This window comes from Undibacterium pigrum (assembly GCF_003201815.1).
Classification (GTDB): Bacteria; Pseudomonadota; Gammaproteobacteria; order Burkholderiales; family Burkholderiaceae_D; genus Undibacterium; species Undibacterium pigrum.
Genome location: NZ_QJKB01000005.1, coordinates 99,586 through 118,171, shown reverse-complemented (window position 1 = coordinate 118,171; position 18,586 = coordinate 99,586). Strand labels below are relative to the sequence as shown.

The window sequence follows — 18,586 nt, the reverse complement described above, 5'->3', positions numbered from 1 at the left end:
AACAATGGTGCAAAATATGCAATAGCCTTTTGATATCTTTTCTTTAAATATCTTTTCCACACAACATTTCCTTTTGAGAAATACTTTTTAGCAATAAGCTATTGCGCAAAGCCGGGATTAAATTAATAATAAGGAAACAATCCATCTGTAAGCTGGTGTGATTATCCGTCTGGCTGGCAGCAGGATTTGCTGCATTTCCAGGCTTCAACGTAGTATGAATAAGCAAAAATTTACTCATGCAAAGCTTGTTGATATTGAATATCGTTGGCCTCACTCCCAGCCTGCTGGGTGAGCTGACGCCGCGGTTGTCTGCCTTTGTTGCCAGCGGCCATATGCAGCCACTCAAAAGCGTGACACCGGCCGTCACTTGCACCGTGCAGGCAACCATGATGACCGGGCTGTCGCCACAGCAACATGGGATAGTCGGCAATGGCTGGCTGTTCCGTGACCTCGCAGAAATCTGGTTTTGGCGGCAATCCAACAAGCTGGTTTCCGGGGAAAAAATCTGGGAGGCTGGCAAGGCGCGTGACCCCAAGTTTACTTGCGCGAATCTGTTTTGGTGGTACAACATGGCGTCGTCCCATGACTATGGCATCACACCCCGCCCCATCTACAAGGCAGATGGCCGCAAGCTGCCAGACTGTTATACGACACCACCGGCATGGCGGGGTGAGCTGACACAAAAACTCGGTGCCTTCCCGCTATTCCAGTTCTGGGGGCCGGCCACCACGATCAAGTCCAGCCGCTGGATTGCCGATGCCGCCAAGCTGGCCATCACGGAAAAAAATCCCACCCTGACCATGGTCTACCTGCCGCATCTGGACTATGACTTGCAAAGGCATGGACCAGACCTGACCGACCCGGCAGTCCAACAATCGCTGCGCGATATTGATGAAGTGGCAGGCGATCTCATCGCCCATGCACAGCAGGCTGGCCGCCGCGTCATGGTCTTGTCTGAATACGGTATTACGGCAGTCGACCGTCCCGTACACATCAACCGCATCTTGCGCGAAGCTGGCTATGTGGTGGTGCGTGAAGAAGATGGAGCAGAATTGCTTGACCCCATCGCCTCCAGCGCCTACGCCGTGGCGGACCACCAGTTTGCCCACGTCTATATCTCCAGGCCGGAATTGATTGCACCTGTACGCAGATTGCTCAGCAATATCGCTGGCATAGAAAACATCTGGGCTGGCAGTGAGCGTGCAGCCATAGGGCTGGATCACCCACGCTCAGGTGAACTGGTGGTGATGGCAGATAAGCGCTCCTGGTTCACTTACTATTACTGGCAGGATGATGCACTTGCGCCGGACTTTGCGCGTACGGTGGAAATCCATCGCAAACCCGGCTATGACCCGGCGGAGTTGTTTGTCGATACCAATATCCGCTTCCCCAAACTGGCAGTCGCCTGGCGGTTGGGCAAACGCCTGCTGGGTTTTCGCAGCCTGATGAATGTCATAGGCCTGGATGCCAGCCTGGTGCAGGGTTCGCACGGCAGGCCAGTGGATGATGCAGCCGATGGGCCATTGCTGATACTCGACCGTCCAGTCTCAGCTCCTTTGGCAGATGGCAGGAATGAAATCCATGCTGCGGATATCAAGGATATAGCTTTGAAGATCATGTTTGAAAATACAGGCTCAGGAGCAGGCACATGAATAACAACAATCAATTCCCAGGAAACTTCATCGCCGACAGCACCATCGTGGATGAAATGTTTTCCGACCGTGCCGTCACCTGCCCCTGCTGCAATGGCACGATCACGCCGCAGATGCTGCAAAATCTGCTGGCTCAGGCCGGGCAATTACAGCAGGGCCAGGCCGCATTCCGGCAACTGGCCAGCGGTGGTAATGGCATGATGATAGATCCACATGCGCATATGATAGCCCGCACTACCGATGATTATGAAGCCATGGCCAAGGCCGGTATTGTCGCCGTCATAGAACCGGCATTCTGGCTGGGGCAGTTGCGCACCAATGTAGGCAGCTTCATCGATTATTTTTCCACCATCACCGGCTTTGAACGTTTTCGCGCCGGGCAGTTTGGCATACGCCATTATTGTGCGATCGGCCTCAACCCCAAGGAGGCAAATAATCCGGCACTGGCAGAAGCGGTGCTGGATATCATGCCGCGCTATCTGGGCAAGGAAGGTGTAGTGGCACTTGGTGAAATTGGCTACGATGAACAGACCGAACTGGAAGACAAGGCCCTGCGTGCGCAAATTGCCATGGCGCTGGAATTTGAATTACCCATCATGATACACACACCGCATCGCGACAAAAAACGCGGCACTACACGCACCATGGATGTGCTGGAGGAATGCGGCTTTGATCCGGCTCGCTGCGTCATTGATCATAATAATGAAGAAACCGTACAGGAAGTGCTGGGCCGCGGTTATTGGTGCGCCTTCACGATTTATCCCTCGACCAAGATGGGCAATGAAAGGCTGGCCGATATCGTCAGACAATATGGCCCTGAGCGCATCATCGTCAATTCTGCCTGTGACTGGGGGGTGTCTGACCCGCTGGCAGTTCCCAAATCTGCCCGCCTGATGGCCAGCCGCGGCATCTCTGCTGAAGTCATTCATCAGGTGGTGTATGCCAATGCTCTGTCTGTCTATGGCCTGAACCAGGAAATGCAGGAAGCCCACTGGTGCCAGCCTGCGAAAATAGACCAGCGTACTTTATATAGTGGCAATTCTGTCTTGCGCGGACAAACACCGAGGGTAGATGAAGACATACTGGACCCCGATATTATCCGCTGATGCATTGAATACAAAAGCGCGCTAGTCATTACTTTAGCCTGCTAAAACAATTACTGGTTAAAATAAGCCTCATTTTCTACTAGCAAAGAAGATTGACGCTTATGTTGAACTGGCTTAAAAATACTTTTTCAAAATCACAAGAAACGCCCGAACCTCAACAAGTTAGCACCACTCCTGAAACGCCAGCCCCCGTTGTGACGGCGACTGAGCCTGCGGGTATTGCCAGCAATGGCAGTAACAGTGACAGTAACAGTGACACTACCGAGCCTGCCTTTGCAGAGCAGCGTGATGCCATCGCCATCGCCTATGAAAAACTGCAACTGGACCCGGCAGAAAATTTAGCTGCCGATATCCTGGCAGACAAACTGTATGAAAAATTTCTGTTGCCGGAAGCCGAGGCCATGTATCGCCTCATTCTCGATAGCAAGCCAGAATCACTGCCCACCTGGATCAATCTTGGCCTCTGCCTTGATGGGCAGTCACGTTTTACTGAGGCGATAGCCTGTTACCAGCATGTCATCAACCAGCAGCCTGGAGATATCATTGCCCACTTCAATCTTGGTGTCAGCCTCTCATTGACAGGGCAAAACCTGGAAGCTGAACAGGCTTATCTGCGCGCCCTGGAACTCAATCCACATTTCGGACATGCGCATTTCAATCTGGCGATACTTTTGCAACAGCGCGATCAGCTAAGCCAGGCTATACATCATTATCAAGAGTTATTGAAGCTGGAACCCCAGCATTATTATGCCTGCTGCAACCTCGGTATGATACTTGCCTCCCAGGGTCGCTACCAGGATGCTGAGCCTTGCTTCCAGCAAGCCATTGCTTGCCAGACTGATATGACAACTGCTGACTTTTTTCTGGTCAATCTGTACCAGCAACAAGGCAAACAGCAAGAAGCAGAAACCGTATTGAAAAACCTGCTGACGCGCCAGCCTGCCAATACGGCAGCCAGGGATGCCTTGTTAAATGCATATTTGCAGACATCTCGTTTTGCCGAGGCTGAGAATATATATCGTCAGATGCTGGTCTCTCATCCGCAAGAGGCCAGCCTTCACTACAACCTGGGTGTAGTTTTAAAAGCACAGGGGCAAACTGAGGCTGCAAAAAATTGCTACCAGCTCGCCTTGCAATTGCAACCCGGCTTTAGCAATGCACTAGGCAATCTTGGCCTGATATTTCTGGAGCAGGGAGATCTGGCACAGGCAGAAAGCTGCAATCTGCGTGCTTTGGAATATGATCCGAAATTTACTCTGGCCCATGTCAATCTTGCACAAATCTATACATCAAATGCGCAGTTTTCCAAAGCAGAGGCCAGCTACCGGAAAGCCCTGGAACTTGATAAAGACAATGCCATTTATCACAGCTATCTGGGCAAACTGTTTTTTGAGCAGCGGCGCTACGACGATGCGCAGACCTGTTATCAAAAAGCCCTGCAACTGGACCCCAACTCCATCCCTGCCTTGCTCGAACTTGGTCAGTTGCACATGACTTTCGGCCGGGCGACCGAAGCCCGCTCCTGTTTCGATCAAGCGATTAAACTCCGACCGGATTTAGCCCATGCCCACAATAGCCTTGGTGCCTTGTACGACGATCAGGGCATGATCCCGGAAGCAGTTACCGCCTATCGCCGGGCGCTGGAATACCAGCCGGATTTTCCTGAAGCCTATGGCAATCTGCTGTTTTCCCTGAATTACCATCCCGACTTGAGTGCCGAGGAAATTTTTGCCGCCTATCAGGAATATGAGCGCCGCTTTGCTGCGCGTCTTTACCAGCTATGGCGCCCGCACACCAATAGCAGAGAACCTGGACGCCGTTTGAAGATAGGCTATGTGTCGCCAGATATGCGGCGTCACCCGGTACAGCACTTCCTTGAGCCTTTGCTGGCTCAGCATGACAAGAGCCAGTTTGAGATTTATGCCTATGCTGAACTCACTTCAGAAGATAATGTCAGCACACGTTTTCGCGCACTGGTAGATCACTGGGTACCAACCAGGAATATGAGTGATGATGCCATGGCAGAAAAAATACGCGCAGACGGCATTGATATCCTCATGGATATCGCAGGCCACACTGGCAATAACCGCTTGCGTGTCATGGCCCGCAAACCCGCACCAGTATCCCTGACCTGGCTGGGCTACGCCTATTCCACCGGTTTGAGGGCAGTCGATTATTTTCTTTCCGATGCGGTTTTCGCGCCACCGGAGGCCAATCATTTATTTGCAGAACAAATCTGGCGTGTAGACACGCCGTCTCTGGTCTATCGTCCGGCCGAAGGCATGGGTGAGTGCAGCCCTCTGCCAGCATTGAACAATGGCTATGTCACGATAGGTACACTTAGCCGTGCCGTGCGCATCAACCATAAGGTAATCCGGGTCTGGGCCAGCATATTAAAGAGGCTGGAAAATTCGCGACTGGTGATAGACAGCGGCAATTTCAAGGACGAAGCCATGCGCAAGTCCATGGAAGACAAATTTGTTGCTCTGGGAATAGAACCTAGCCGCCTGCAGATAGGAGCTCATAGCCCACCATGGGATATTGTGCGTAGTATAGATATAGGACTGGATTGTTTCCCGCACAACTCCGGAACAACCTTGTTTGAAACCCTGTATCTGGGCGTCCCTTTTGTCACACTGGCGTCACGCCCCAGCATGGGCAGGCTGGGCAGCACCGTCTTGAGCGGTCTGGGACGGCCAGAATGGATAGCCAGAACAGAAGAAGAGTATGTGGACAAGGTTGTCGCCCTGGCCAGCAATTTACCTGAACTCAGCGCCATACGCGCAGGCTTGCGCATGCAAATGAAAAATAGCCCCTTGATGGACGAAGCTGGCTTCTGTCACAAGGTGGAAAATGCGTATCGTGAAATGTGGAAAATCTGGTGTAATAAAGAAAATTAAACGAGGGAAACTAAATTCAACAAGGAAAATCCAGCTCAGGCAGAGATAATGCAATCCATGGGAATATCATGCTCCTGTGCGGCAAACTCTGCCCGGGTACACGCATAGCCTATACCTATGGCCATGGGCCTTGGTATAGCCGCCAGGGTACGGTCATAAAAACCACCACCATACCCCAGGCGATACCCTTCCGCATTCCAGCCCAGGCAAGGTATCAGCAAGACATCTGGCTGTGCCACCAGCCGTCCATGTGCAGGAATGGCAATGCCGTAGGAATCCACCGTCATGGCATCCCCTGCCTGCCAGGACAAAAAGCTCAAGGCGGTGTCTTTGGCTGTCACCAGCGGCAGAACCAGTTGTATGCCCCGCTCCTGCAATTGCTGGTAATACGACCGTAGATCGGGTTCTGCCTGTATCGGCCAATAGACTGCCAGGCTGGCTGGCGTATGATGCTCACACCACGCTAGTAATTGCTTTCCCAATTCAGCATCCAGCAAGGCTTTATCTTCTGGGGGGATGGACTGACGTTTTTGTCGCAAAATTTTTCGTAATTCAGCGCGGCCTGGTGCTGTTTCCATGCTGACTTTGTGTTCGCTATTCTTGGGCTGTGTCATACTGTCAGAAATGTAATCTCAAACTGTCAAAAGATGTCTGTGAAAAAAAGTTTAGCTGGTCTGGGCCTGATGATCTTAGCAGGATTCGCAACAAGTCCCTTCGCCTGGGCTGCGCCCGCGAAGAAGAGCCTGATTGCCAATGATGATGACCGCTTCATGGCCTTGCGTGATGCCGCCTTCCACGAAGACGTCGCCAGCACCGAGCAACATGCGGCATCGCTGAAGAATTATGACATCCCCTCCTATGTCGATTATTACCGCCTGCGCGCACGGCTGGTAAAAACCACCAATAGCGAATTCCGTGACTTTATCAGCAAGTATGAAGGCAGTGCCATTGCTGACCGCCTGCGCAATGACTGGCTCTTGCTGCTGGGCAGGCGTGGTGAATGGGACTTGTTTGACCAGCAATATCCACAATTCGTGGTGGCTGATGATAACCAGTTGCGGTGCTATTCCTTGCTGTCCAAGGCAGTAAAGCAACAGAAGGTAGCTAATGAAGCGCGCAATTTGCTCAATAGCCCGCGTGACTATGGCGAAGGTTGCTATGCGCTGGTGACTTACCTGACAACGAACGGACAGTTCAACCAGGAAGATTTGTGGGCGCAAATGCGCATGGCCGCAGAAAACGGTGCCCTGCCTCTGGCGCAGCGTCTGGGTAAATTGCTGAATGTATCCGAAAAACAAGTTGCAGAAGCCGTCGACAAACCAGCTGGAATGCTCAAGAGAGCCCCGGATGCCGGACATGCAGCCCATGAGCTTTACCTGATCGCCCTGGGACGTCTGGCAAAGTCTGATCACGAGCAGGCAGCAGAAACCCTGAACCGCCACAAAAATTTATTCACTGACAATGAAAAAGCCCTGGGCTGGGCGCAGATTGCCATGCAAGCCGCGCAAAAGCTGGAGCCAGAAGCACTGGCTTACTGGCAAAAAGCCGAAGGCGCGCCTTTGACACAAGAATCTTATCAATGGCGCACCCGCACTGCCTTGCGCGAAGGTGACTGGAAACTGGTGAAATCCAGCATCGCCGCCATGCCCGCCGGCCTGAAGGCAGACCCTGCCTGGGTCTACTGGTATGGCCGCGCCTTAAAAGCCGAAGGCAAGCAGGAAGAGGCACGAGCACAATTTGCCAGCATCGCCGATCAATTGCATTTCTATGGGCAACTGGCACTGGAAGAACAAGGGCAGAAAATAGGTGTCCCTGGCACCGTCAAACCCGTGACGCCAGAAGAACTGGCCCCGATGGAAAGAAATCCCAACCTGCAAAGAGCCTTGAAGTTCTATGCCATGAATTTGCGCTTTGAAGGCACGCGTGAATGGAATTGGGAACTGCGCAAGATGAGCGAGCGCCAGCATCTGGCTGCGGCTGAACTGGCCAGGCAAAACAATTTGCTGGACCGCATGGTAAATACCTCGGACCGCACCAAGGGCGAACTGGATTTCAGCCAGCGCTACCCTACCCCATTCAATGACAGCATGTACAAGACTACCCAGGCACTGGGTATGGATATGGCCTGGGTATATGGTTTGATACGCCAGGAATCACGCTTCATCATGAATGCCAAGTCGCATGTGGGTGCCTCTGGTCTCATGCAATTGATGCCGGCGACGGCGCGTTATGTTGCCAAGAAAATTGGCCTCGGTAATTTTGTACCTACCCAGGTCAATGATGTGGAAACCAATATCGCCCTGGGGACAAATTATCTGAATATGGTATTGACTGACCTGGGTGGTTCACAGGCGCTGGCATCGGCTGCCTATAATGCTGGCCCTGGCCGTCCGCGTGCCTGGCGTTCCAAACTGACGCGCCCTGTGGAAGGGGCAATCTTTGCCGAGACTATTCCTTTCAATGAAACCCGTGGCTATGTCAAAAACGTCTTGTCGAATGCGACTTACTATGCCGCCCTGTTCGAGAAAAAACCACAGTCACTGAAGAAGCGTCTGGGCGTGGTCGTACCCAAGGGTATGACGGCCACTGAATCCGATATTCCTGCCAATCTTTAAGCGCTTTTAGCATACACATCATGCAAGATACTGAAATGCAACCCGCCCTGGCCGCCTTGCTGGACCAGCACCGCGCTGGTTTGCGACTGGTGATAGGCAATAAAAATTATTCTTCCTGGTCCATGCGTCCCTGGGTGCTGATGAAGGCCTTCGGTATCCCGTTTGAAGAGATACGCATACTGCTGAACCAGCCGGATACCACCAACCGCATCGCTGAATATTCTGCTGCCGGTCGTGTGCCGGTCTTGCTGGCGGGTGAAATCACTGTCTGGGATTCTCTGGCAATTTGTGAATACCTGGCTGAGCAATTCTCGATACTTAATCTGTGGCCAGAAGATGTGGCGGCCAGGGCAACAGCACGCAGCATCTGTGCCGAAATGCATTCCGGCTTTTCTTCGCTGCGCTTTGACATGCCCATGAATATCCGCGCCGACCTGTTTGGCAAAGGCCGTACCATAGGCTCGCAAGCTGACATAGGCCGCATCAGTGAAATCTGGGAAGATTGCCTGGCCCTGTATGGCGCGCATGAATTTCTGTTCGGCCCATTCTCTATTGCGGATGCCTATTTTGCCCCTGTCGTCATGCGCTTCCGCACCTACGGTGTATCGCTGGCACCGGCATTGCAAGCCTATGTGGACCGTGTCATCGCGCACCCCGCTGTCGCCATGTGGGTCAGGGAAGCCCTGATGGAAACCGAATTCATGCCCGGCCATGACAACCGCCACGACGATTGAGCGTTAGCACTGCATAAGACATCAATGAAGACATACATCGTTGGCGGTGCAGTACGCGACGCCTTGCTGGGTTTCCCTGTACAAGACCGCGATTTCGTCGTCGTAGGTGCCAGCCCTGAAGACATGCTGGCGCAAGGTTTTCTGCCGGTGGGCAAGGACTTCCCGGTATTCCTGCATCCCAAAACCCATGAAGAATATGCACTGGCCCGCACTGAACGCAAGACTGCAGCCGGTTATAAGGGTTTCGTATTTCATACCGATGCTGAAGTCACGCTGGAACAGGACCTGATACGCCGCGACCTCAGCATCAATGCCATGGCGCAGGATGATGATGGCAATATCATCGACCCCTATGGCGGCTTGCAGGATCTGAAGGACCGCATATTCCGCCATGTATCGATGGCATTTTGTGAAGACCCGGTACGCATCTTGCGCCTGGCCCGCTTCGCTGCCCGCTTTGCCACGCCTCCACAAGATTTCAGCGTAGCGCAGGAAACCACAGCACTGATGCAAACCATGGTGGCTGCAGGTGAAGTTGATGCCCTCGTTGCAGAACGGGTATGGCAGGAAATTTCTCGCGGCCTGATGGAGGTGCGTCCCTCACGCATGTTTGCAGTCTTGCGCAGTTGTGGAGCCTTGCAGCGTTTGTTACCAGAAATTGATGCCTTGCCAGAAGCGCAAATGCAGCGTCTCATGCAATTAATCGATGCCAGTGCCCAGGCAAATTTGGCCCTGCATCTGCGCTATGCCGTGCTCTTGCATGATTTGCCAGGCAAGCTCGTTGATGGCATCTGCCAGCGCCTGAAGGTCCCGGCAGAATGCCGTGACCTTGCCATCATGCTGGCACGTGAACATTTATGTATCAAGGACGCAGCTAGCTTGTCTGCGGCAGACACTGTCGATTTGCTGGGACGCTGCGATGCCTACCGTAAACCCCAGCGTTTCCTTGAACTCTTGCATGCAGCAGCCAGCCTGTATGCAGAGCCTGAACAGCCATATCCACCACAAGGCATTCTGAGCAAGGCGCTGGAGGTGGTACAACAAGTCAATGGCGGTGAGATTGCCAGTTTGTACACCAGCAATCCAGCACAAATCCCGGTGGCAATACGGGCAGCCAGGATAGCTGCACTGGAAGCCATAAACAAATGACATGAAAATACCGGTTTCACTGCGCGGAATAGAAGGTTTATTCTCAAAAACCGGGCTTTTCTGGAATAATCAGGGCAGATCACCTACAATGCATTGTGCAGTGCACAAAAAGCTACCCATAAGGAGCTGATATGAATGCGTCTGATATGTTTCCTGAAGATCCCAAACACTTGCTAGATTCCTCCAACAAGCCCTCCAAACCTACTATTTTCGTCAAGGAATTATCAGAAAAGGACAGGCATCGCATCATGAAACACTTTCTTGGCCTTGAAGAAAGTGACCGCTTACTGCGCTTCGGCACCTACTTGCCAGATGCGATGGTAGAAAAATATGTAGACGGCATAGATTTCTCCCGCGACAAGGTGTTTGGCGTTATCAGCCACAGCTTCAATGCAGTGGGCGTCGGCCATCTCGCCTACGCCCCTCGCAGTGAAGATGATGAACATAGCAACAAGGACAAAGTGGCAGAATTTGGCGTCTCAGTCTCTGGCAACGCACGTGGCAAGGGCATAGGCTCGAAACTGTTTGAACGCGGAGCCATCCACTGTCGCAATGACGATGTTGACACCCTGTACATGCATTGCCTGTCTTCAAACCAGACCATGATACATATCGCCAAAAAAGCCGGCATGGAAATCCACCGCGCCTATGGCGAAGCCGATGCCTACCTCAAACTCATGCCAGCAGACGCCGCCAGCGTGCTCAAAGAAGCCATGCAGGAGCAGGCTGCCGCCATCGATTACAGCATCAAGGCAAATACCCGCGCTGCGGCAAAATGGCTGAGGCATTTGCCAGGCATACGGGGTAAGTCGAAGTAAGTTTTCAGACTGGTTTGAACATCATCAGACCTCTCAACACAGAGGTACTACAGAGTCACAGAGAAATTCAGGAGAAAAGCAAAATTTAATTTCTCTGCGCCTCAATTGTCTAGTAACCAATATCAAAAAAATCTGCGTGCAAGTCGTATTGACGTTGCTTTTGACTTTGACTTTGGGTGTTGTTGTTGAATTTTTGCAGTTCCCATGTGTAGCCGCCGTTTGTGCAGTACAGAAAATGGAAAAAGAAGAGCCGCTGTCTGAGCCGCAGGCGAGTTTCGGATCTTCCCATTTTTTGTACTGCACAAACGGGAACCCCGCAGGGGCGGCTACGCCTGGGTCGCCTTTCTTTGAATACGTTCTTTGGCGACGCAAAGAAAGTATTTCGGCTGCCGGGCCGAGACCCGGCCTGGCTCCACGAAGGGCAATCGTTTTAATCAAAGTACGGCAATGCAACGAACGCCGCTGGAGCGCCAGCCCGGTAGCCTCCTGCCTGCGCAGGAGCGACGATTTGACGGCTGATTATATTAAGGATATCGCAGCAATCACACTCATCCAAACACCTAGCCCTTATACCCCCACAACCACCGGCAAAGCCGTCGTATCCTTAATCTGCTGCAAGGCAAAGCTGGACTTTACATCCAGCACAGCAGGGTGACGCAGCAGCGTCTCCATCATGAAGCGTGAAAAATGGTTCATGTCTTCCACATGCACGCGCAAGAGATAATCCATTTCCCCTGTCATGGCATAACAGGCCACCACTTCTGGCCACTGGCCTACCGAGGCCGAGAAGTCATCGCGCGGTGAGCGTGACGCCCCCTTACCCGGGGCATCGCTATGCTTTTCCAGCCGCACATTGACGTAAGCCAGCAAGCCCAGGCCTATCTTGGCGGGTTCCAGCAAGGCGACATATTTGCGGATGACACCACTGTCTTCCAGGCGCTTGATGCGGCGCAGGCAGGGTGACGGCGAGAGATTGACGCGCTCAGCCACTTCCTGATTGGTCAGCCTGCCATCTGCCTGCAAAATCGCCAGTATCTTGCGGTCTATCTTGTCCAGTTCAACTTCAAGCATAATATGCCCAACATCAAATAAAATAAGCAATATTATTGCTCAAATCGATGAATCATTGGGTTATTTTGCAATTATATGGCGCGTTTCGCAGACTATACTGAGAGCTTGAGCTACATCAAAGCCAGACTTAAAACTAGCCCGATGCAGCAATACTGATGATCACACTGAGGAGACAGGCATGACTTTCCAAACTTGGGAAAACCCTATGGGTACCGATGGCTTTGAGTTTATCGAGTACGCAGCACCCGATCCAAAAGCACTGGGCGAATTATTCGTCACCATGGGTTTTACCGCGATTGCCAAACATCGCACCAAGGATGTCACCCTGTACCGTCAAGGCGGCGTGAATTTCATCATCAATGCAGAACCTGATTCTTTCGCACAAAAATTTGCCCGTAAACATGGCCAGTCCGTTTGCGCATTTGCTTTCCGCGTCAAGGATGCCAATGCTGCCTACAAGCGCGCACTGGAACTGGGTGCCTGGGGTTTCGACAATAAAACCGGCCCTATGGAACTCAACATCCCTGCCATCAAAGGCATCGGTGATTCCCTGATTTATTTCGTTGACCGCTGGCATGGTAAAGATGGCGCAGATGCAGGTGCCATCGGCAATATCAGTATCTATGATGCTGACTTCGTGGCATTGCCAGGCGTGGATTCCAACCCTGTTGGCAAAGGCCTGACTTACATCGATCATCTGACCCACAATGTACACCGTGGCCGCATGAAAGAATGGGCAGATTTCTATGAAACCCTGTTCAACTTCCGCGAAATCCGTTACTTCGATATCGCTGGCAAACACACAGGCCTGAAGTCCAAAGCCATGACTTCTCCATGCGGCAAAATCCGTATTCCTATCAACGAATCTTCGGATGACAAATCCCAGATCGCTGAATACCTGGATCTGTACCACGGCGAAGGCGTACAACATATCGCCATGGGTACAGACAATATCTATGACACCGTTGGCGGCATGAAAGCCAATGGCGTGGTATTCCAGGACACCATAGAAACTTACTATGATCTGGTAGACCGCCGCCTGCCTGGCCATGGTGAAAACCTGGAAGAATTGCGCAAGCTGCGCATCTTGGTGGATGGTAAGAGCACAGAAACATCACGTGAATTGCTGTTGCAGATTTTCACGACCACAGTCATCGGCCCTATCTTCTTTGAAATCATCCAGCGCAAGGGCGATCAGGGTTTTGGTGAAGGTAATTTCCGCGCTCTGTTTGAATCTATTGAGCTTGATCAGATCCGTCGTGGCGTCATCAAAGACGAAACAACTGCCTGATTTCGCTAACAGCTAATGGAGATATGAAGGAGGCTGGCCATCATCTGATGCCGGCCTTTTTCGCTGAAAAATATGGATACTATCGCTACTTCCGCTACTGCTGACACTACCGTCAGCAACGACGACTTCCTGGCCACCGTTGCTGAAAAATCGAATGGTGCAGCCCTGCGTGGCAATTATGAAAAAGCCGACGAGCAATACGTCGTCGCCCAGGACTGGGACGCCTACACAGAAGAAGAACATGAATTGTGGCGCAAGCTCTACCAGCGCCAGATGGAACTCTTGCCTGGCCGTGCCTGCGATGAGTTCATAGCAGCCCTGCACAAGATGGATGCCTCGGGTGGCATACCAAAATTTGAGCGTACTTCAGAAGAATTGTTCGCCGCTACTGGCTGGCGCATCGTTGCCGTGCCCGGCCTGATCCCTGAACTGACTTTCTTTGAACACCTGGCCAACCGTCGCTTCCCTATCACCGTGTGGTTGCGCAAGCCGGAAGAATTCAATTACATCGTTGAACCCGATGTCTTCCATGATTACTTCGGTCATGTGCCGCTGCTGTTCAATCCAGTCTTTGCTGACTATATGCAGTTGTATGGCAAGGGTGGCCTGAAGGCGATGAAGCTGGGCGGCCTGGATTATCTGGCGCGACTGTACTGGTACACGGTAGAGTTTGGCCTGATCAAGACTGACAAGGGTTTGCGCATCTATGGCGCGGGCATTTTGTCATCTGGCGGCGAGGTCGAATATTGCCTGAAGCCGGGCACGCCTTCACGCCATATCCATCTTGAAATAGAACGCTGCCTGCAAACCCTGTACAAGATAGATAGCTTCCAGGAAACCTATTTTGTCATCGACAATTTCCAGCAATTGTTTGATGGCACGGCACCGGATTTCACGCCTTATTATGAGCGCCTGAAACAACTCGATGCCTTGCCAGCCAATACCCTATTGCCGGGTGAAGTTGAGTTACTGCCGTAAGTCCGAATTGCTATTGAAGATTGATAGTGAAAAATGAATTGGGAGCATCAATCGATGCTCCCAATTTTATTTTTGCGCAGTGACGGTATTCGACACCCTGGTCCACACCTGGCTGCGGCCATTTTCGGGACTATCCTTGTAGGGCGTGACTTCCAGCTCGCCTGAGCTCAGCATGCGCATCTGGCAATCATAAGTCTGGCCATCAGCACGGTTAAAAATCTTGCCTGACCACGTGGTCGACTGAGTGGACTGCGCAGTCTGGACAGGAGTAAAACCTTCCATGATGGTCTTGCCCATTGCAGGTGCAGCAGATGTTTCCAGTACACGGCTGACCTTGCCGCACAAGGCCTGGCCGCATTGACCGATCTCTACTTCCAGGTTACCACTCTGTGTCAGCCAGGTGCCTGCGACTGCGCCAGCCTTGCTGTTGGCATGATTATTGGCCTGAATTTCAGCCTCCACCGGTGCCAGATAATAATCAGACAAACCTGCTTGCTGCGCCTGGGCAGACCAGGCAGTCATCAATATCGTGGCGAAAGTGCTGATAACGATCATTTGCTTTTTCATGTCAGTTCTCCTTGAGTTGTCGAGGTGATGAATTCATCACGGCAGACTCATTAGACAAGAGCAAGGTATCTGGCACATGTCAGGAAATGCCATATTTGCATCTGACCATGTATCAACGGCGCTCAGATACACTGGGATACAAAAGATTTTGCCCCTGCCGCAATTTGGGCTATAAAGCACTATCGAATAAATCATCAAGAATGCGCAACTAGCACACAACCAGCCCAGCCTATGGAAAACACAGAATCCCCGGATCACATCCTCATCGTCGATGATGATGCAGAAATACGCGAACTGACGGCCCTGTATTTGCGGAAGAATGGCAACAAGGTCAGCACGGCTGCGGGTGGCAAGCAAATGCGTGCCTTGCTCGAAGGCAGTGCCATCGACCTCATCGTGCTTGATATCATGATGCCGGGTGAAGACGGTTTGAGCCTGTGCCGTGAATTGCGCTCTGGCCCACACAAAGTCATTCCCATATTTTTTCTGACCGCACGGGCAGAAGAGACTGACCGCATCGTCGGTCTGGAAATGGGTGCCGATGATTACCTGACCAAACCTTTCGCCGCGAGAGAATTACTGGCCCGCATCAAGGCAGTCTTGCGCCGCACACGCATGCTGCCGCCCAAGCTGCGTGAACAAAAACCACCCGCCATGCTGCAGTTTGGTGACTGGCAACTCGATACCCTGGCCCGTCATCTGCTCGATAAAGACGGTGTCATGGTGACACTCAGCGGGGCTGAATACCGCCTGCTGCAAGTCCTGGTAGAACATCCGCAAAGAGTGCTGAATCGTGACCAGCTACTGAACCTGACCCAGGGCCGCGATGCAGACTTGTTTGAGCGTTCCATCGATTTACTCATCAGCCGCTTGCGCCAGCATTTGCGTGACGATGCCCGCGAGCCACGCTATATCAAGACTGTGCGCAGTGAGGGTTATGTATTTTGTGCGCAAGTCACTGCACAAGGGGAAGCCTGATGCACATCATAGAAAGCCCGCACTGGCCGCACACCTTGTTTGGTCGTCTATGCCTGATTTTGCTCAGTGCCCTGCTGATGGCCTACGCACTCTCGTTTGCGTCTTCGCAATGGGACAAGATGCAGGTCAGGAAAAATCATATGGTCTATTCGGTAGGCAAGGATGTCGCCAACGCGATTTCATTTCTTGACCGGCTGCCAGTCAGTGAACGTCAGGGCTGGCTGGACAAACTTGCCCGCAACAACTATGAATATACTTTGCAGGCCGCCCCCGCTGATGCCAAGGACAACATAGACCTCGACATTGCCAACGAGGCAATAGAGGCAATAAAAAATAATCTGGAGCATCCGGCAAAAATCAGAATCAGCGTACGTACTGAAAACGATAAAAAAATCCTGCAATTGCATCTGTCCTTGAGCGATGACGCGCCGCTCACCGTGCGCCTGACTGCAACGCCATACACCATACAATGGAACATGTTCTCGCTACTCTGCGTACAGCTCGCCATCATCATGCTGGCAACCTGGCTTGCCGTCAGGACGGCGACACGCCCACTGGCGATGCTGGCCGACGCTGCCGATGCGATGGTCAAGCCGGGTGCCAGACCACAGTTCCCTGCCCGTGCGCCGCGAGAAGTATTCCGTGCAGCGACTGCCTTCCAGAACATGCAAAAACGCATAGACACCTATCTGGCAGAACGCATGCAAATCCTCGCCTCCATCACCCACGACCTGCAAACCCCCATCACCCGCCTGCGCCTGCGTACCGAACTCATGGAAGACGATAACCATAGAGACAAAATGCAGGCTGACCTGCAAGCCATGCAAAAACTGGTGGAACAGGGCCTGGCCTATGCCAAGGTACAAAACCAGCTGCAAACCGACCAGGAAGCCAGCAGCAAAATCAATCTCGACGCACTCGCAGGCAGCCTGGTACAGGACTATTGCGACACTGGTCAGCAAGTCAGCCTGCATGGCAATAGCAACCAAACCCTGCAAACCCGCCCCCTGGCCCTGTCCCGCCTGCTCGGCAACCTCATCGACAATGCCCTGAAGTTTGGCAGCGAAGTAGAAGTCATCCTGGCCAGCGACCAGCAACATGCCGTCATCACTGTACAGGACCGCGGCCCCGGCATCCCCGAAGACCAATGGGAAGCCGTCATGCAACCCTTTGTGCGACTCGAATCTTCCCGCAACCGTGAAACTGGTGGCGCTGGCCTGGGCCTGGCTATCGTCGCGCAACTGGCTATACAACTGCATGCGAAAGTAGGATTTGCCAATCGTGAAGGTGGGGGCTTGGCTGTAAGTGTCAGCTTGCCTTTGCAGGCTGGTGTGAGGTAGGTCTAATCGGTGAGCGCTTGACCGCGAAAATGAGAGCTGCGGTCGTGGTGACGTAGCTCCTGTTTTTGAATTTGTTTTTGACGTTGTTTTTGACTTTGACTCAACCCGCTTGGGACGTAGCAATTTGTGCATCACAGAAAATGGATCAGAAAGCTTCGTTGTTTGAGCGTAGCGAGTTTCGAAGCTTTCCCATTTTTTGTGATGCACAAATTGTGCTGGAGCGTAGCGCAAGCACCCGAAGGGCAAGTCTGCGGTCGCCTTTCTTTGATTCCTTTCTTTGGCGAAGCAAAGAAAGGAATTCGGCTGCCGGGCCGAGACCCGGCTTGGTTCTACGAAGGGCAATCGTTTTAATCAAAGTACGGCAAAGCAACTAACGCCTCTGGATTCCTGCCTACGCAGGAATGACGTTAATCTTACTGCCGTCTAATTGAAGACCTGACAGCCAGGTAAGTATAAAAAGTCGTTTAGTCGAGATGCATCAAAATACCAAGATGCCCATCACACCCTCCAATACTCCCCCTCCGCCCTCTCCATCAAGCCATTCATAATAAACTCCCTCCGCAAAGTCGCAAAATCAGAATGAAACTGCAGCAAGAAGCTGTTGATATCAGCCTCAACGTAACGCCGCTCAAACTGTAATTGCTCCACCAGCCAGCGCAAAATCACCAGGCGTTTTTTACGCTGTTCAGGAATACTCACCAGACGCCCATCCTTGACGAAAGACTTCATCACGCGCTCAGCCTCGATTTCGGTGGACTGCAAATCCAGCATGATCTGAGTAGCATCCCAGTTCGCCTTGAAACGCTCTGTGCGGCTGGTTTGCAGACGTTGCTGCGCCAGGTTCAGCCAGCTTGCGCTGCCATAGCCCTGCACCAGATCACGCCCGATAGAGTCCCAATATTCAGCAGCAGCACTGACACCCATTGCCTGCAAATAGTCACTGGTGACAACCAGGTATTGCTTGCGGTAAGGCAGCAGATAACCGGCTTCATTCGCCTGCAATTGCGCCTGTGCTTCGACATAGCTGGCATACCAGTGATTGATGAAGACAGACACCTCAGGACCGTGCCAGAAGTCACCCATGTCTTCACCAGGTTTGGCTTCGCCACCGAGGACGATGCGGGCATGTTCCCAGTTCTGGAAACCGGCATCGGCTGCGGCCAGGTTCATGCAGTGCTTGAGTTGCCAGCTCTCGGGGATTTCCCACTGGCGCTGGCGGCTCAAGATCAGGGCGCGTTTGCTGGCTGCGGTATTGCGTGTTTCCAGCAGTTTTTGCAATAAACGGGCGCGTGTTTTGATTTCTGTAGTAAGTGCGTTCATGCTGCAGCTCCAGTCAATGTGGGCTGTTGTTTGATGAACAATGAAGGGTAATACGACGATAACATGA

16 protein-coding genes are annotated in these 18,586 nt (G+C 52.3%); 11 read left to right on the top strand and 5 right to left on the bottom strand.

What is annotated here, in order from left to right:
- Positions 1 to 43: 43 nt before the first annotated feature.
- A complete protein-coding gene (locus DFR42_RS15990; protein ID WP_110256016.1) occupies positions 44 to 238 on the bottom strand; it encodes a hypothetical protein in 195 nt (64 codons plus the stop codon).
- Between DFR42_RS15990 and DFR42_RS15985 the strand changes: the two genes are divergently transcribed.
- The 3 genes from DFR42_RS15985 (at position 237) to DFR42_RS15975 (ending at position 5,658) form a co-directional block, all read left to right on the top strand.
- Positions 237 to 1,652, top strand: coding sequence for an alkaline phosphatase family protein (locus tag DFR42_RS15985; RefSeq protein ID WP_110256015.1), 1,416 nt, complete (start codon positions 237 to 239; stop codon positions 1,650 to 1,652). The genes DFR42_RS15990 and DFR42_RS15985 overlap by 2 nt on opposite strands.
- On the top strand, positions 1,649 to 2,758 hold the full coding sequence (locus tag DFR42_RS15980) for a TatD family hydrolase (protein WP_245936992.1): 1,110 nt from the start codon (positions 1,649 to 1,651) through the stop codon (positions 2,756 to 2,758). Before DFR42_RS15985 ends, DFR42_RS15980 begins: the two co-directional genes overlap by 4 nt.
- Before the next feature lie 101 nt (positions 2,759 to 2,859).
- Positions 2,860 to 5,658: a tetratricopeptide repeat protein gene (locus tag DFR42_RS15975; RefSeq protein WP_110256014.1), complete on the top strand. Its 2,799-nt coding sequence runs from the start codon at positions 2,860 to 2,862 to the stop codon at positions 5,656 to 5,658.
- A gap of 35 nt (positions 5,659 to 5,693) precedes the next feature.
- On the opposite strand, the gene DFR42_RS15970 is transcribed toward DFR42_RS15975, so the two are convergent.
- Positions 5,694 to 6,272: a 5-formyltetrahydrofolate cyclo-ligase gene (locus DFR42_RS15970; protein ID WP_110256013.1), complete on the bottom strand. Its 579-nt coding sequence runs from the start codon at positions 6,270 to 6,272 to the stop codon at positions 5,694 to 5,696.
- A gap of 33 nt (positions 6,273 to 6,305) precedes the next feature.
- Here DFR42_RS15970 and DFR42_RS15965 point away from each other — a divergent pair, with 33 nt between their 5' ends.
- The 4 genes from DFR42_RS15965 to DFR42_RS15950 all read left to right on the top strand — a co-directional run bounded on the left by DFR42_RS15965 (position 6,306) and on the right by DFR42_RS15950 (position 10,974).
- The gene (locus tag DFR42_RS15965) at positions 6,306 to 8,273 is read left to right on the top strand and encodes a lytic transglycosylase domain-containing protein (protein ID WP_110256012.1); all 1,968 of its coding nucleotides are present in this window, start codon (positions 6,306 to 6,308) and stop codon (positions 8,271 to 8,273) included.
- 20 nt (positions 8,274 to 8,293) lie between these two features.
- Positions 8,294 to 9,007, top strand: a complete 714-nt coding sequence (locus tag DFR42_RS15960) for a glutathione S-transferase family protein (protein ID WP_110256011.1) — start codon at positions 8,294 to 8,296, stop codon at positions 9,005 to 9,007.
- Positions 9,008 to 9,031: 24 nt separating this feature from the next.
- Positions 9,032 to 10,156 carry a multifunctional CCA addition/repair protein gene (locus tag DFR42_RS15955; protein WP_110256010.1) on the top strand — a complete coding sequence of 375 codons (1,125 nt, stop codon included), beginning with the start codon at positions 9,032 to 9,034 and terminating at the stop codon, positions 10,154 to 10,156.
- Between the two features lie 131 nt (positions 10,157 to 10,287).
- Positions 10,288 to 10,974 (top strand): GNAT family N-acetyltransferase, encoded by a 687-nt coding sequence (locus DFR42_RS15950; RefSeq protein ID WP_110256009.1) that lies wholly within the window; start codon positions 10,288 to 10,290, stop codon positions 10,972 to 10,974.
- Between the two features lie 567 nt (positions 10,975 to 11,541).
- Here DFR42_RS15950 and DFR42_RS15945 read toward each other — a convergent pair.
- Positions 11,542 to 12,045, bottom strand: coding sequence for an Lrp/AsnC family transcriptional regulator (locus DFR42_RS15945; RefSeq protein ID WP_110256008.1), 504 nt, complete (start codon positions 12,043 to 12,045; stop codon positions 11,542 to 11,544).
- Positions 12,046 to 12,223: 178 nt separating this feature from the next.
- Between DFR42_RS15945 and hppD the strand changes: the two genes are divergently transcribed.
- Positions 12,224 to 13,336 (top strand): 4-hydroxyphenylpyruvate dioxygenase, encoded by a 1,113-nt coding sequence (hppD, locus tag DFR42_RS15940; protein ID WP_110256007.1) that lies wholly within the window; start codon positions 12,224 to 12,226, stop codon positions 13,334 to 13,336.
- A gap of 72 nt (positions 13,337 to 13,408) precedes the next feature.
- Entirely contained in the window at positions 13,409 to 14,314 is a 906-nt protein-coding gene (gene phhA / locus DFR42_RS15935) for a phenylalanine 4-monooxygenase (protein WP_110256006.1), read from the top strand.
- 66 nt (positions 14,315 to 14,380) lie between these two features.
- Here the strand turns inward: phhA and DFR42_RS15930 are convergent, their stop codons facing one another.
- Positions 14,381 to 14,881 carry a DUF2147 domain-containing protein gene (locus DFR42_RS15930; protein WP_110256005.1) on the bottom strand — a complete coding sequence of 167 codons (501 nt, stop codon included), beginning with the start codon at positions 14,879 to 14,881 and terminating at the stop codon, positions 14,381 to 14,383.
- Between the two features lie 231 nt (positions 14,882 to 15,112).
- Between DFR42_RS15930 and DFR42_RS15925 the strand changes: the two genes are divergently transcribed.
- Complete coding sequence (locus DFR42_RS15925) at positions 15,113 to 15,859, top strand: response regulator (protein WP_110256004.1); 747 nt, start codon at positions 15,113 to 15,115, stop codon at positions 15,857 to 15,859.
- Positions 15,859 to 17,199 (top strand): ATP-binding protein, encoded by a 1,341-nt coding sequence (locus DFR42_RS15920; protein WP_110256003.1) that lies wholly within the window; start codon positions 15,859 to 15,861, stop codon positions 17,197 to 17,199. Before DFR42_RS15925 ends, DFR42_RS15920 begins: the two co-directional genes overlap by 1 nt.
- A 498-nt stretch (positions 17,200 to 17,697) precedes the next feature.
- On the opposite strand, the gene DFR42_RS29530 is transcribed toward DFR42_RS15920, so the two are convergent.
- Positions 17,698 to 18,519: a DUF2087 domain-containing protein gene (locus DFR42_RS29530; RefSeq protein ID WP_211324325.1), complete on the bottom strand. Its 822-nt coding sequence runs from the start codon at positions 18,517 to 18,519 to the stop codon at positions 17,698 to 17,700.
- Between the last annotated feature and the right edge of the window lie 67 nt (positions 18,520 to 18,586).